Here is a 15,127-nt window from a genome sequence, read left to right on the forward strand (position 1 = left end):
CACTAAATTATCCAAATTGGAGTGTAATAATTTGAATGATGTAAAACCTTCAATAATAAAAATACTGCGAGCAAAATATGCAGCATTAATTATTGCATTGGCTTGTTTATATAGTGTAGTTGTAAGTTGGGAAGAGAATTGGTTTTTTACTGTTTTTTTGGGATTAGGAGTTTTAGTATGTGGTTTGATGAGTTATTTCGATATAAAAAGACATTGAAGGAAAGTCATTAAGGAGCATTCTTTTAATGTAAAGGGCACAAGCGGGGGTAGTTAGCACAAGAGGGAATTGAAAATGGTGACAATTTGCTTAAAAAAAGCATTAGATATCCGTTAATATTTTTTGTAGTATCAATTGTTTGTCAGTTTATTGTTAATAAAGAGGTTAAGTGGGTTGATAATATAGGGATATCTTTTATGATGTTCTTATTTATTCTTTTATATAATTGGTCAAGTAAACCTTATAAATGGAAGAAAGACAGAAGTAAATGAATACTATTATATCAATTTTTACTAACACTGGAAGTGATCGTGAAAGGATAAACGCTTTTATTCTCGAATTCCTTATTAAGCTAAAGGGTAGTTTAGCTTAATAAGGAATAATAAGCATTAAGAAACAAATAAAAATATTATGAGGTATCGGTAGTGACTAATACTGAAAAAATACAAAAACTCTTAAAAAGTACAAGTGATATTTATTGTGATGATTGCCTGTCTGAGGTTTTAAATATTCAACCAAGGCAGCAGGTTAATCAGATTTGTAATAAATTTAAGAAACAAGGCGAAATCAAAAGAGAAGTTAAGCAATGTAGTTATTGTTCTAAGGATAAATTGGTCAACTTTATATAGTTTTGGTTATCACTTTCTTATTGAACAAATGGGGCAGTAGAGTTTAAAAAGGGGGATTATTAAGTTTGGCTAAATTGGCAATAATTGCGTTACTTACTTTTGCTCTTATTGCAGTAGTTAAGCTTTGTTTGAGAAAGACACTTAATATCGAGAAAGAGAAAAAGGAATTTTTTTCTTATAACCACATAAACAAAATACATCGAAAAATTGATTGGAGTTTAAGAATTTCTTCTATTATTACCAATTTAATTTTCCTTTATTTAGTGCTTTTCCAAAGCTTTTCTATTGAACTTTGGGTATTTGCATTAGTCATTTTTGTTGTATTAGATTATGGGATAAGGGCATTTTTTGAGTGGAAGTATTCACAGAACCCCAAACAATCTATTCTGACTATTAGTGAAATGTTTTTATTGGTAATTTTCATAGTAATAGTCTTTCAATTAGATTTACTTGGTATATTAGCATAAAAATTCTAGTTTTTTTATATTCTAAACGGGTGCAAGAGTTGAAGATCTAATGAGATCGGCAGCTCTTTTTTTATTCGACTAACGGGGCAGCTATGAAAATCTAAGAAATCAGGAGTAATCGGGTGTGTACGTTTCTTTTATTGAGGGAGGTTAGTTAAAGAAGCAGTTTCAAAAGTACAGGCATCCCTTTTATTATTATAAAACACAATACAAACAGTTAATGTCAAACTGATCTGTTCATAAACTAAGAGTCCAAAAGTAAACAGGTATGCTTCCATAGGCAGAAATTTTGTTACCTAAATAATCAGAATAAAAAAAGCTATGGAGGAGGTACAAGGTGAGTATAAAAAATGATATTTTAAAAGATATTATGAAGGTCAGGTAGGATGCACTTGTATTTTAATAACAATAAAAAAGCCTTCTTTCTATATAAGAGAAAAGAAGGCTCTTAATTACAGTATACCTTCATTATAACTTTCCAGGCTGTGATTGGCAGCTCTAAAAACGCAATTTAAAAAGGTCCCCAATTCATCCATACGCCGATTACAAGGACAATTGATCCCAGGATGATCCAAATCATAAGTAATGGAAAAATGAACCGAATCCATTTTATCCACGATACACCTGCAATTGCTAAATTTGCCATCAATATCCCAGATGTAGGTGTTATTACATTAGTAAAGCCATCTCCCATTTTGTATGCTTGTACTGCAACTTGTCTGGGAATTTCCATAATATCTGCCAATGGTGTCATAATTGGCATAACTATAACGGCCTGGCCACTTCCGGAAGAAACTAAGATATTAAATAATAAGTTGGCAATAAACATTACCAACGCACCCATAACACTAGTAAAAGGTGTCATCAGATTTGCCATACCCTGAACAATTGTATCTAAAATCTTCCCATCTTCTAACACCACTACAATGGAACGAGCCATTCCAATAATCATTGCTCCATACACTAATCCCTTAGCACCCTTAAAGAATTCTACAATAAGTTTGTTTGGTGATATCTTTGAAATGATCGCAGTTCCCACTGCAATTATTAGAAATATTGCAGCCATCTCATTTAAAGACCAATTGTATTGAAAAACCCCAAATACATAGATTCCGATTCCGATTACAAGCCAGAACAACACAAGTTTATGTACACCAGTGAGAACAACTTGTTTATTTAACTGATTTTTCTCTTCGATTTTCGGAAAAGGGGTATTCCCCAATACACTTTTAGCAGGATCATTTTTTATCTTATTTGCATAATAAGCAATGTAGGCAATGGTTGTAATTAGTATTGTGATATAAATGACAATTCGGTACCCGATACCAGAAAACAAAGGCAGCTGGGCAATTTGCTGTGCAGTACCTGTTGTTAGCGGGTCAAGGAAAGCGGTATTAAATCCTGCGTATGCTCCAAGATATATAATTGATACACCCACCATAGCATCCAACTTCATTGAACGTGCCAGAATGATACCTATAGGTATAAATGCTATTACCGCATTAACGATAATCCCTAGTGCTCCAAAAATTGAAAAGAGAATACACACAACTGTTATCAAAAGTAATTCTTTATTTTTAGTTTTTTCTATCGTTTTTAAAATCATTGCATCAATTGCACCAGTTGATTCGATAACTGCAAACGATCCTCCAATGATTAATACTAGGAAAATCAAAGGAGCGGAACTAATCATCCCTTCTTGAATGGCAAGAAATATGTCTAGAAGACTTGCAGGTGAGGAAGCTATCTGTTGATAGCTATCTGGTACTACCATTGTTATACCTTCTATTTCTTCTCTAGAGAACTCACCAGCTGGTATAAGATAAGTCAAAACCGCCATAAGGGCTAAAATACCAAATAAAATAACATAGGCATCAGGTATACCCCATTTTAACCCTTTCTTTTCTTTTGCTTTCTCCATTGTAAACACCTCCGTTTGAATTTTCTTAATATTCATTGACTTTTATTATAATAAAGCATAAACTTTATTTTAACAACAATAAATTAAATACTTTATTTTGGAGTTGAAACATGTCTTATATTGAAAAAACAAACAAACACTATAATTCCTTAACTAAAGGATTAAAAAAAGTAGCTGAATCATTACTCTCCAATCCAGTTTTATTTGCCACTCACCCAGCTAAAAAAGTAGCTTCTTTAATTGATGTAAGCGAGACAATGGTTATCCGCTTTTGTAAAGCTATAGGCTACATTGGCTTTGCAGAATTACAAAAAGATGTCCAATACAGATTGTTAACGATTCAGCCGCCAGGTAAAGAGGTTTCTCCCGATACATCTGATTCGTTTGAAAATGTAATGAGTATTGATGAAAGCATTATCCATCAGGTTGCAAAAAATATTGAATGGGATATTGCTAGAAATATTGTTGATCAGATTGTTGGTTCTCGTTCAGTAAAAATAGTGGGGTATTACCAATCTTTTGCTTATGCACATTGGTTTTCATACGTTCTAAATAGTCTTTTGGATAACACCACTTTATATCGCCCTGAAACTGATGTTGGTATCACTAAAGATGGTAATGAACATACGGTCTTAATTTTTTCCTATTATCGATATGCTTTGGAATCAATTAGATTAGCAAAAGAGGCAAAATCAAATGGGAATAATATTATCGTCATTACGGATTCACAGATCTCACCAATTGTGGAATATGGAGATCTTGTTTTAACTATAAACACATCACAAAAGTCCCTATTGGAAAAAGGGCCTGTAACCTTTTCTGTTTTAAACGCACTTCTGCTCCATATAGCCCAAAAGGTAGGAAAGCTCGATTTTGTGAATCCCACTAATCGATACTATATTCAATGAAAGGTGATAACAATGGTAGCTTATCTAAAAGAGAAGATCGATGAAACATTTGATTATTTACACTCACACCCAGAACTAAGCTGGAAAGAAACTAATACGACAGAATATATTAAAAAGCGTTTGGAACAGGCAGGATGTTCAGTCAAAACGTTTGAGGATTGTACAGGAGTAATAGGGGATTATGGAGATTTCTCAGGAGATGTGCCAATTGTTGCAATTCGTGCAGACATGGATGCACTCTGGCAAGTGGTCAACGGTGAATTACAGGCTAATCATTCATGCGGACATGATGCCCATATGACTATGGTTTTGGGCGTTCTCTGGAAAATACAAGAGCTAGAGGGTCTTAAAGACAAGGTCGGTGTAAGGTTTATTTTCCAGCCTGCAGAAGAAGTTGGTGCAGGAGCACTAAAACTAGTAGATAAAGGAATCGTTGATAATGTCGACTTTCTATATGGGATTCATCTAAGACCAGTCCAAGAAACACCAGATGGCTATGTTACTCCCGCTATTATGCATGGTGCCACAGGTTCTATGGAATTTGAAATCAGAGGAGATGATGCACATGGTGCTCGTCCTCACTTAACTCATAATGCAATTGAAATTGGAAACTCTATTCTAAATTCCTTTAATACAATTCACCTAGATCCAAATGTGGCTCACACAATAAAAGCTACTCGATTCATTTCAGGAGGAAAAAATACGAATATCATACCTGGCAGTGCTTCTTTGGCTATTGATTTACGCTCGCAGACAAATGAAATTATGGAAAAATTAAGACAGAGAGTGCTCGAAATTTTACAATCCTCCAGTGAACTTTTTAATACAGATATCGTTTTGACGAATGATTATGGAATTGCGGCAGCTGAAGTCAGCAATGAGGCATTAGAAATGGCTGAGCAAGCAATTGTTAATTGTTTAGGTAAAGAAAAGTTGGCGGCCCCCCTGATTACACCTGGTGGAGATGATTTTCATTTTTATACGATTAAAAAGCCACATTTAAAAGCAACTATGGTTGGGCTAGGATGCGACCTAAAACCTGGCCTACACCATCCGAATATGACTTTTAATAGAGATTCCTTACTCAATGGAATAAATATTTTATCTGAAATTATCATTCTACATAGTAAAAAGGGGTGTTGATATGAAAGGAATTTATATAAAAGAGGTGGTACTGCATCATACTAGGGTATCTTTGAAAGCCCCTTTTACTACAAGTTTTGGCACTATCCAAACTAAGGATGTTTGTATCGTTGAAGCAATTGACGAATCTGGTATCTCAGGCTGGGGAGAAACGGTTACCAGCAATGAACCATATTATAATGAGGAAACAACTTATACCGCAGTTTATATGTTAAAAGATTTCCTTATTCCTAAAGTTATTCAAAAAAAAATCTCCCATCCTAAAGAAGTCCATAAAATGCTCTCTTTTGTACGCAGAAACCAAATAGCAAAAGCTGCCCTTGAAACGGCCATGTGGGATGTTTTTGCTAAAAAAAATGGAAGTTCATTATCAGAGGTTCTTGGAGGAGAAAAGAAAAAGATAGCTGTTGGAAAAAGCATTGGTATTCAAGAAACACCTGACCAATTAGTTGAAAAGGTAGGGATGTATGTTAAGGAAGGATTTAAAAAAATAAAAGTAAAAATTGCCCCAGGAGCTGACATTGAATATATTGATGCTGTTCGCAAGAAATATCCCGATGTCCCCCTTATGGCTGATGCTAATTCCGCTTATACCTTAGAGCATATTGAACACCTCAAAAAGTTGGACAAATATAACCTCATGATGATTGAACAGCCTTTGGCCCATGATGATATTATTGATCATGCTATTTTGCAGAAAAACATCTCTACACCAATCTGCCTTGATGAAAGTATTCATAGTTTTGAAGATGCACGAAAGGCAATTGAACTTGGCAGCTGCAAGATCATAAATATTAAAATCGGCCGTGTTGGAGGGCTCCAAGAATCTATTAGAATCCATGATTTATGTGAAGAGCATAATATCCCTGTATGGTGCGGAGGAATGCTAGAAACTGGAATAGCAAGAGCACATAATATTCATATGACAGCACTATCTAATTTCACAATGCCTGGTGATACAGCCCCTTCTTCTCATTATTGGGAAGATGATATAGTAAAGCCCGAAATCACAATGGAAAATGGATACATCCAGGTTCCAGAAGGATTGGGAATAGGTTATGAGATTGATCGAGGGAAATTGAAGAGAATATTGACTCATTCTGAAAGAATCTATTCAACTGAATCTACTCATCCAACCCTAGGATAGTTTAAACAAAGATATTTTTTAGAGGAGCAATTCTTATATAGCCAGGTGTTACAAGGGTATAACATCCTTCATAAAATTAGAAGAATTGATTAAACCAACCTTTATTAATACAATAAGGTGCCTATGTTCAATATCAGCTGCCTAATCAGGTGGCTTTTTCTTTTTTAACAAACGGGGCAGTTTAGTGACATAAAAAATATAGAAACCATCTGTGTAATCCACCGTATAACTTAATAGAAAGTTAAGATTGACTTTGATTGATTAGTTAACATCCTTATAGAAGTAAAAGGAGAGATAATAATGTTGGGAACTATAGTTGGTATTTTAATCGTTTTGGCATTAATAGCTGTATCTTTATCGATTGGTGTTTGGGGGATAATGGGAGTAATTAAACTTATTAAAAAAAATAATTAAGCTATGCAGGTTAATGCAGCTAAACTAACCTTATCTTCAGGCTCAGCTAACAAAGCCAGGCAGCTTAACAAATTAGGTGGCGTATATTCCGAATAGGGTTGACGCTTTTTTTAGTATTCTTTATTGAACAAACGGGCAGCGTTATTGAACAGCGAAATGGGCTTAAAATATTTCTACAGCAAAAGTTGTAGGGGATTTCAGTCTATACCTGGAGGTAATAAATTGGTAGGAATGTAAAATTGAATGTAAGGAGGTTATATAAATGATTAAAGGGATTTATGAAGCTCATTTACCTGTCAAAGATTTAGATAGATCTATTGAATTTTATCGTGAGTTACAGTTAAAGCTAGCTTGGCGTAGTTCGAAAACCGCATTTTTCTGAATAGTTGAAGGGGAAAGTTGGCTAGGGTTATGGGAAGGGAAAGAGTTTAAAACCCCGTCCCACCCATCATTAAGGCATTTAGCCTTTACTATCTCTTATGAGGATATGAAAAGTTCCTTAGAATGGTTAAAAAGTAAAGGGATTTCAGCTGTTCCATTTGGAAGTAGAACATCTGTAGAACCTTTTGTTAGACCTTATCAGGGAAATGCTTCTGTGTATTTTGAAGACCCTGATGGAAATAGTTTAGAATTGATGTGTTACGTTGAAGTACCTGAACATTTAAGAGAGAATGAAAAGGTATCTTTAGAAGAATGGGAAGAACTCCACATAAAGAAATAGCAGAAATTATTTCTTGCATCTTCTAATAAAGGTGATTATGATAGCTGCCATCCCAGATGGCTTTTTTTATTGAATTAAAGGGGCGGTGCCTTGAAGAAGGTGAAAGAAAAAAAGTAGCGAATTAATTAAGTATTCTATTAATGTGAGGTCAGGATATGTTACCACCAAAACATATTGTTTCAGCAGCAACTATCGTACTTAATGAGCAAAAAGAGGTTTTATTAATTAAAGGTCCTCGCAGAGGATGGGAAATGCCTGGGGGACAGGTTGAAGAAGGAGAATCATTAAAGGACGCTGCAATCAGGGAAACAAAAGAAGAAACTGGTATAGATATTGAAGTTTTAAAATTTTGTGGAGTATATCAAAATGTAAGTGATTCTATATGTAACACATTGTTTTTGGGAAAACCAATCGGAGGAGAACTGAGAACATCTCCAGAGAGCTTAGAGGTAGGTTTCTTTCCAGTTAAAAAAGCCTTGGAAATGGTCACTTGGAAAAATTTCAGGCAAAGAATTGAGTTTTGTTTAAACGAAAAACTTCATCCTTTTTATATCGAATTTTGATTTAAGATACATTGAGCTAAATAAACGGGTGCATTAATTGATATACGGCTGCCAAATTGGGTGGCCTTTTTATTATACAAAAGGGGCAGTTTTATTTAATAGCTCCATATCTGAAACCCTTCCTTGACTATCCTTGATAGGAGGGGTTTTTACGTTTATTAAATATATATTCTAAAAATATTGAATACTTTGTTCGATAACTATAGAATATTAGGTGTACGGACGAATTAATAAGTGAAAACGAGGTGTTATATTTGGAGGTTCTTAATCTTACTAGCAGGAAAAGAGAAACTTATAGAATTCAGCTTGATTACTCAGTGTTGTGGGAATGTGCTTTGGGGATAGCAGCAATAACAAATACACCACTTATTAAGACATTAGAAAAACCGCTAGATTATTGGAACGAAATAAAAGGTTCTTTATCAACGGAATTACTGGAACATTTAGAATATGTAGAGAGGAATAATACGTGGAAAGCAATACTTCAATTACTACACAAGGAGAAGTTTTCTAATATTTCGCAGTTCACTTCTTACATAAAGGTTATTCCTAATAATGAATTGAAATTTATTTGTTTACCCTTTATAGGAATGGAATTTCAGGAAATTAGAAAGAAAGCGGCCGTAGGTGATGAGGCAGGAATCAATGAAATGAAAATGTTAACAAGCGATAATCCCTTTTTTCCTCAATATATTGAATTCATAAGTCATTCAAATGTTGATGATCTAAAAAAACACCTAATTGGCGTGATGACAGGATGGTATGACATTGTTATACAAAAAGATATAGAGAATCTTAATGCAATTTTACGAACTGATTATGAGACAAAAAAAGAAATGCTTAAGAAAATGACTCCTGAAGAACTAGTTGAATGGTCAACTGGAGGAGTAACTTATTTACCGGAACCAAGTGTAAATAATGTTCTTTTAATCCCACAATATATTTATCGACCTTGGAATATAGAAGCAGATATAGAGGGGACAAAAGTATTTTATTATCCAATAGCTAATGAAAGTATCTCTCCATATGATAGATACACTCCAAACAACTTTCTTGTACTTAAACATAAGGCATTGGGCGATGAGGTGCGATTGCGTATTGTCAAATTATTGTACGAAGAAGACAAAACTTTACAAGAAATTACGAACCAATTAAACCTTGGTAAATCTACGATTCACCACCACCTTAAGATACTTAGGGCAGCTAAACTAGTCGAAATAAGCGATTTAAAGTATTCACTTAAAAAGAAATCTGTTGAATCTTTAGCTAAAGAATTAATCCTTTATTTGAATAAGTGACCAAAATATAAAGGGGTGATGGTGTGAGCAGTGGTATTTGGAAGAATCGCTCATTTGTTTTTGTTTGGCTTGGTAATGGTGTCTCTGAATTAGGAGGTGCTTTTGGTACTTTTTGTAATTCGATCCTTATATATCAGTTAACGAATTCAACAATGGCATTAGGAAGTATGTGGTTGCTATATTTCTTACCGTCTCTCATTTTACAATTATTCATTGGTCCGTTTGTTGATCGATGGAGTAGAAAGTGGATTATGATATTTTCTCAATGGGCTAGAGGACTAATATTCCTAATTCCACTTGTTGCCTTATTAATGGGAAACCTCGAAACGTGGCATATATATGCAGTTCAAATAATAGTAGGTTTAATTACTCCTATTTATACACCAGCTAATCAAGCAATTACACCAACTATAGTATGTAAAGAGCAATTAAGTACTGCAAATGCTTATATTGATGGAACGGTCAGATTAGTGACATTCCTTGCTCCAATATTAGGTGGCTTCGTTGTAGAGTACATAGGTGTTATTCCGACATTAATTTTTGTTAGTGTCGTACTTATTACAAGTGGAACATTATTGTTATTAATAAAAGAGACGAAAGTAACAACCGATGTACGGAAGATTTGGATAGAACAATTTATAGAAGGTATATCCTATTTCTTCAAACACCCTATTATTGTTTGGTTGGGAGTTTTCTTGGCATTTGTACAGTTTGGGGTAGGGGTAACAATGGTAATCACTCTACCATATATAACTGAGGAATTATCGGGGAGTTACTCCGAATATGGATATTTTATGGCAGGCTTTCCTTTAGGTTACGTAGTAGGTTCAATATTGGTTGGGAAAGTGACTTATAAAAGTCGTAGGGTGGTAATGTTAGGAGCATTAGTTGTAGGTGGTCTAACATTTATCTCTTTAAGTATTAATCATAGTATCATTTTGGCTATTCTCACTGAGATTATCGCTGGGGCTGCTATGGCATTTTTTAGTGTGCAAAATATAACAATAATTCAACAAACTGTCCCAAATAACTTAATGGGGAAGGTTTCATCAGTACGACTCTTCATTATTAGAGGAGCTATGCCATTAGGTGTATTTGTTGGTAGTTTTTTTGCTGAAATCTGGGGGATTCGTACATTATACTTAATGATTGGTTCAATCATTTGTGCGACGGCTTTATTAGGTATATTTCTACCATACTTTAAGTTTATTGATTCAAATATAGATGAAAATATGGCTTCCTAATTTCGAATGGTAAAATGTAGCTGCATTAAATGCAGCCCTTTTTAGAGTTGACTAAAAGTGCAGTACTCCTGTAATAGGCTGCAACAATTCCCTCTAGAGAGCTGTTAAATGGTTAATGTCAAACCGTTCCCATTCATAAACTAGGGTAAAGAGGTAAAAAGTTTTGCTTCCATCGGCAGCTTTTTGTAATCCTAAATAATCAGAAATTCTATGAAGGTGCAAGGAGAGGTAGAAAAATGGATATTTCAAAAGATGTAAGAACATCGGGTGCCTATGTTTTGTATAAAGGGTTATTTATATTTCAGGTAGGTCCAACAAAAGATGGAGATAAACTTGGGGTGGTTAGATTAGGAGGACACAGAAAAGGTAATGAAACAGCATTAGCCACGGCAAAGCGGGAAGCTTTCGAAGAGGCTAAGTTAAACATCATTCCTTTAAATCCTAAGAAAACATTTTATCTTAAAGAATGGAATGACGAGCCAGCTAGAGTAAAAGTAAATGAACCAATTTCTCCAATACTAATTAAAGGGAGTGAAGAAGCCTCCTATACGGTGATGTATCTTTCATATGCATTAACAAAACCTATTCCTTCTTCAGAGACAAAGGGGTTATTGTTGCTAACTCCAGCAAATATAGATCTTATTTGTAATGATGCCATAACATTAAACGACTATCATAAACTAGATGGAATTTCTCTCCTTCAAACAGACATCGATCACAATTTAGTATTAGAGCCATTTCCTCAATTAATCTTCCTATCAAACTTATTAAAGAAAGAAACAGACCTAATGAATTCCTATATTAAAAATTCTCATTAAATAATGGTTGCTGCCGGTTAACACAGAGTTCTACTGATGCTCATCTTCTTATTCGACTATAGGGGCAGGTTAGTCAATAAAGGTTTCTAACCATTTGTAAATATGCGGTAAAATAAAAGTGATTGAGGAAGTATTTGGAAGGAGGTAATTCTTTGTTTTTATATCATATGGTAATTCACAATAATAACGGGGAAAATATTAGTCCCCAAAGGGTTTTAAAGGAAGGGTTAAATCATAAAACAGCAACAGGATGGTATTCAAGAGGTGCTAATTTCTTTCCACAACTAACAGAGCGTTTCAGACCCGTAAATCTTCCCAAATGGATTGATTTTAAAGTTGCTTTTGGTGCAGATTTGGAACCATTTGAAATACCTTACTTTCGTTTTCCTGTTTCTAGTGATAAAATTCTAGTTTTTAACTTCGATATTTCAAGTGATTTATTTGCTCATATTGAAGCTATCCCTGGCGGAGGGAAAGAGTACCTTGTTGAAGGATTACCTTCAAAGGAGGAATTAATGAAAGAGTATTGGGAAAGTATGACTAATCTGGCAGATTATCTGAAGTACAAGCCTTTTAATAATCCTGAAGTTTATATTTTTGAACCTGTCCCACCAAATTTGATCGTGTATATACGTTAAATTCTTTTAAGGAACGGAAAATAGGAAGTACCTTCCTGAGAAAGTTTTTTACTTTGATGTTCACTAAATCCCTTTTATTTTACCGCTATTTATTAGGCGGTTTTTTTGAGTTTATGAAGCAAGAAGTAAACTTTGTGAAAAAATGCACTTAAACTATAGGGTACTTTATTAAGAGGGGTTGGAATTTTATAACAGTGAAAACTCGCCAATTTTAGGGCGAGTTTTTTTTTATGTCGTTTGAAATGTCAAAAGGACTGTCATTTCGGTGCTTTTTTTAAAATAGCACCTCAAATCGGAATCCTTTAATAATTTTACAACAGCGTTTTTGACTGTGATTTTCACTGTGAAATTTTTTCATTGTGCTATCGGGGCTGGTTAGTGGAGCAAGACTTTGCAGGAGAATAAGGGGTTTTAATTGAATATTATTAAAACCTGGAGGTGCTGTGGTGCAGAGTTTTGTATATCATATGGTTCCAAGAGAGATAAAGGGAGACAGATTAATTCCTCTGAATTCATTAAAGGAAGCTCATCCTAATTTGTATAACGAGTATTCAAAGAAGTATTTCGACCAACCGGAGAGAACAGAATTACTGACTAGACAGATTCCAAAACTTAATTGTTTATGGAATGATGTTCTTCATTTTTTACCTCTACATCCCTATTACGTCTATGAAGCATTAACCAGTTTAGGTATAAAAACTAAAGAGAATCAGCTCTTTTTCAAAATCCCCATTGAGAAACTCAAAAATAATAAGAATGCTTATTACTTTTATACAAAAGAAAAATACAGAGGTCCAGCTGAAGATATAGAAGAGGACGAAATTAAGCTATTGGATATTGAGGATTATAAAGAAATTAAAGGAATACCAAGAGAAACATTTGAATATTACAAAATTCAAAATGAAAGAGGTAACAGGTATGGTTTGTTCCCTTTCATTCCTCATTTATTTAGTAATGGTGAAGTTGAGATAAGAAATGTAGGACTAATAACTTGGAACCGACTTGAATAAGTTTGGAGCTGCCATTAAAGGCAGCTTTTCTTATTGAACTGAGGGGCAGTTTAATTCAATAAGTATATTTAAAGAGTGGCTTAACTTAGAAGGAGTTGAGCTCTTTTTTGTTGAATTCAGATGTAATAAAATTGAACTTTTTTTATTAATGCCGTAAGGATGTGTGATATGTCTAGCTATAGAGTTAGAGAAGCATACGATAAACTTGCAAGTGATTATGAACACAATGTTGACACTAAGAATGCATTTAACATATTTTATGAAAGACCGGCAATGTTAAACATTCTCCCATCAAATATGAAAAACCTCAAGGTACTTGATGCAGGATGTGCAGCAGGCTGGTATACAGATAAGTTATTAAAGCTTGGTGCAGAAGTCACTGCAACTGATATCAGTTCTGAAATGGTAGCAGCTACTAAAAGGCGTGTTGGTAACAAAGCGTCGGTTCTTAATCTAGATCTTGAAAAAGAACTGCCTTTTCAAAATGATTATTTCGATCTCATAATTAGTTCACTAGTAGTGCATTATATTCAAGATTGGAATAGGTTATTTAGTGAATTTCAAAGGGTTCTGAAACCAGGAGGGATACTACAATTTTCAACCCATCACCCATTTATGGATATTAAATTTTCTAAAGATAAGGAGTACTTTTGTACCGAGCTTATTATTGATCAATGGGAAAGACAAGGTAAGTTGATAGATGTCCCATTTTACCGTCGGCCTTTGAATGAAATATTGAACAAGATTCTTCAGTATTTTTCTATCGAAAACATAATCGAACCTCAACCAACAATAGAATTTAAATCATTAGATCTGGTTAGGTATGAAAGACTTATGAAAAATCCCCATTTTTTAATTATTAAAGCAAAACGATAAAGCTATAGAAGGAATTTACTTAAAGTAAAAGGTGGTTACTTTTAGCTCCAGCTGCCATACCCGGTGGCTTTTTTTATTGAACTAAAGGAGCAGGTTAGTTAAAGAAGAAATGTTTGAGTATTTCCCTAAGTGTTGAAATAATGACATTAATCAAAGGGAGTGTGAATTATGGAAAATTCATTAATTATGAAGACAGATACATCCTTTGCTTTGAACTTTTTGATATACCTACAAAATATTTTTCTCAATCAAAATCGAAATCAAGTGGATTTAAAATTCCCTTATTTATCAACAAAAATGATGTTTAAAGAAGACTTTGAATTAAAATATAAAGAACTGTGGAATGAGATTTCACAAAGAATTTCTGATGATAATAAAATTGATGTAAAAATATTTAATGAAGAAAAGGATTTATTTTATCAAAGGTTATTTGTAATTGATGCAGATACTTTAATGGATTTTAATGAGACTTATAAAACATTCGAAGTGTGGTGGAACAGCTTTGCAGGTCGTTTTTCAATAGAAAGATCTATTGATGAAATGGGGCAAAAGCTATATTGGGATTTGGCAAACTTGCTAGTTCAAAAGAGAATAAAACCACAAAAGGAATTGAACATTAGTTTAATTTATGATGAATGTTTACTAGCCGATGCTCAAGTCTCTTCATATTTTGCTGTTCTGCCGACAAGAGATTTTTTTGCTAAATACAAAGAGTTAGTTTCAAAATTAGAGGTATGTATTTATTAGGCTAACAAGGAGTTAATGGATCGCTGGAGCGATCTTTTTTCTTGTTTAACAAACGGGGCAGGTGTGCGGCCGAGCGTAGGTCGTATCATATAGCGGGTGGGATTCCCGCCGAGTAAGAACTAGCCATTCGCTCGTAGCGAGTCTTGGAGGGCTAAAGGTAACTTTAGTCTTTAAGCGTAGACAGTTAGGTGGCGGGCCGAAAGCCATATGGTTGAAGGGATTGAGCTCCATAAACGTTTGTAAATCGAGAGGGCTGATGCCTTACCTGCGTGCAGAAAGCTACATTTTATCCTTTGTCAAAGGCAAGAAGGGTAAGACCTCTCTGGAGTCAGAGACCTTGGCACGTTACACATTGATATGATACGG

The 15,127-nt window shown here is 34.3% G+C and carries 15 protein-coding genes and 1 pseudogene; 15 read left to right on the forward strand and 1 reads right to left on the reverse strand.

Translation table 11 applies throughout. The features are described from left to right. Positions 1–31 precede the first annotated feature (31 nt). The 3 genes from A361_RS29040 to A361_RS29050 all read left to right on the forward strand — a co-directional run bounded on the left by A361_RS29040 (position 32) and on the right by A361_RS29050 (position 1,313). Entirely contained in the window at positions 32–217 is a 186-nt protein-coding gene (locus tag A361_RS29040) for a hypothetical protein (protein WP_019380273.1), read from the forward strand. 425 nt (positions 218–642) lie between these two features. Next, a complete protein-coding gene (locus A361_RS29045; protein WP_019380272.1) occupies positions 643–846 on the forward strand; it encodes a hypothetical protein in 204 nt (67 codons plus the stop codon). Between the two features lie 65 nt (positions 847–911). After that, positions 912–1,313 carry a DUF4181 domain-containing protein gene (locus A361_RS29050; RefSeq protein ID WP_019380271.1) on the forward strand — a complete coding sequence of 134 codons (402 nt, stop codon included), beginning with the start codon at positions 912–914 and terminating at the stop codon, positions 1,311–1,313. A gap of 511 nt (positions 1,314–1,824) precedes the next feature. Here the strand turns inward: A361_RS29050 and A361_RS29055 are convergent. Continuing rightward, positions 1,825–3,234, reverse strand: coding sequence for a YfcC family protein (locus tag A361_RS29055; RefSeq protein ID WP_019380270.1), 1,410 nt, complete (start codon positions 3,232–3,234; stop codon positions 1,825–1,827). A gap of 110 nt (positions 3,235–3,344) precedes the next feature. Between A361_RS29055 and A361_RS29060 the strand changes: the two genes are divergently transcribed. The 12 genes and pseudogenes from A361_RS29060 (at position 3,345) to A361_RS29115 (ending at position 14,761) form a co-directional block, all read left to right on the forward strand. Beyond that, positions 3,345–4,142, forward strand: coding sequence for a MurR/RpiR family transcriptional regulator (locus tag A361_RS29060; protein WP_019380269.1), 798 nt, complete (start codon positions 3,345–3,347; stop codon positions 4,140–4,142). A 12-nt stretch (positions 4,143–4,154) separates the two neighbouring features. Further along, positions 4,155–5,285, forward strand: a complete 1,131-nt coding sequence (locus A361_RS29065) for a M20 peptidase aminoacylase family protein (RefSeq protein WP_019380268.1) — start codon at positions 4,155–4,157, stop codon at positions 5,283–5,285. Between the two features lies 1 nt (position 5,286). Continuing rightward, the gene (menC, locus tag A361_RS29070; RefSeq protein WP_019380267.1) at positions 5,287–6,432 is read left to right on the forward strand and encodes an o-succinylbenzoate synthase; all 1,146 of its coding nucleotides are present in this window, start codon (positions 5,287–5,289) and stop codon (positions 6,430–6,432) included. Between the two features lie 676 nt (positions 6,433–7,108). Further along, a pseudogene (locus A361_RS29075) lies at positions 7,109–7,567 on the forward strand (VOC family protein). Between the two features lie 155 nt (positions 7,568–7,722). Beyond that, positions 7,723–8,130, forward strand: a complete 408-nt coding sequence (locus tag A361_RS29080) for an NUDIX hydrolase (protein WP_019380263.1) — start codon at positions 7,723–7,725, stop codon at positions 8,128–8,130. A 254-nt stretch (positions 8,131–8,384) separates the two neighbouring features. Continuing rightward, positions 8,385–9,428: an ArsR/SmtB family transcription factor gene (locus A361_RS29085; protein ID WP_019380262.1), complete on the forward strand. Its 1,044-nt coding sequence runs from the start codon at positions 8,385–8,387 to the stop codon at positions 9,426–9,428. A gap of 23 nt (positions 9,429–9,451) precedes the next feature. Beyond that, positions 9,452–10,672, forward strand: a complete 1,221-nt coding sequence (locus A361_RS29090) for an MFS transporter (protein ID WP_019380261.1) — start codon at positions 9,452–9,454, stop codon at positions 10,670–10,672. Between the two features lie 236 nt (positions 10,673–10,908). Next, a complete protein-coding gene (locus A361_RS29095) occupies positions 10,909–11,490 on the forward strand; it encodes a hypothetical protein (protein ID WP_019380260.1) in 582 nt (193 codons plus the stop codon). A 152-nt stretch (positions 11,491–11,642) separates the two neighbouring features. Continuing rightward, positions 11,643–12,128 carry a hypothetical protein gene (locus A361_RS29100; protein ID WP_019380259.1) on the forward strand — a complete coding sequence of 162 codons (486 nt, stop codon included), beginning with the start codon at positions 11,643–11,645 and terminating at the stop codon, positions 12,126–12,128. 467 nt (positions 12,129–12,595) lie between these two features. Further along, the gene (locus tag A361_RS29105; RefSeq protein ID WP_180321110.1) at positions 12,596–13,138 is read left to right on the forward strand and encodes a group-specific protein; all 543 of its coding nucleotides are present in this window, start codon (positions 12,596–12,598) and stop codon (positions 13,136–13,138) included. Between the two features lie 168 nt (positions 13,139–13,306). Then, a complete protein-coding gene (locus tag A361_RS29110) occupies positions 13,307–14,014 on the forward strand; it encodes a class I SAM-dependent methyltransferase (protein WP_019380257.1) in 708 nt (235 codons plus the stop codon). 168 nt (positions 14,015–14,182) lie between these two features. Continuing rightward, a complete protein-coding gene (locus A361_RS29115) occupies positions 14,183–14,761 on the forward strand; it encodes a hypothetical protein (protein WP_019380256.1) in 579 nt (192 codons plus the stop codon). Positions 14,762–15,127: the final 366 nt, after the last annotated feature.

The sequence above is a fragment of the Cytobacillus oceanisediminis 2691 genome, assembly GCF_000294775.2.
Taxonomy (GTDB): Bacteria; Bacillota; Bacilli; order Bacillales; family Cytobacillaceae; genus Cytobacillus; species Cytobacillus pseudoceanisediminis.

Bases quoted from the DNA above. Each gene is read 5' to 3' on its own strand.
- A361_RS29055 (WP_019380270.1), bottom strand. From the start codon at position 3,234: ATGGAGAAAGCAAAAGAAAAGAAAGGGTTAAAATGGGGTATACCTGAT.
- A361_RS29095 (WP_019380260.1), top strand. From the start codon at position 10,909: ATGGATATTTCAAAAGATGTAAGAACATCGGGTGCCTATGTTTTGTAT.
- A361_RS29080 (WP_019380263.1), top strand. From the start codon at position 7,723: ATGTTACCACCAAAACATATTGTTTCAGCAGCAACTATCGTACTTAAT.
- A361_RS29110 (WP_019380257.1), top strand. From the start codon at position 13,307: ATGTCTAGCTATAGAGTTAGAGAAGCATACGATAAACTTGCAAGTGAT.
- A361_RS29060 (WP_019380269.1), top strand. From the start codon at position 3,345: ATGTCTTATATTGAAAAAACAAACAAACACTATAATTCCTTAACTAAA.
- A361_RS29105 (WP_180321110.1), top strand. From the start codon at position 12,596: ATGGTTCCAAGAGAGATAAAGGGAGACAGATTAATTCCTCTGAATTCA.
- A361_RS29115 (WP_019380256.1), top strand. From the start codon at position 14,183: ATGGAAAATTCATTAATTATGAAGACAGATACATCCTTTGCTTTGAAC.
- menC (WP_019380267.1), top strand. From the start codon at position 5,287: ATGAAAGGAATTTATATAAAAGAGGTGGTACTGCATCATACTAGGGTA.
- A361_RS29065 (WP_019380268.1), top strand. From the start codon at position 4,155: ATGGTAGCTTATCTAAAAGAGAAGATCGATGAAACATTTGATTATTTA.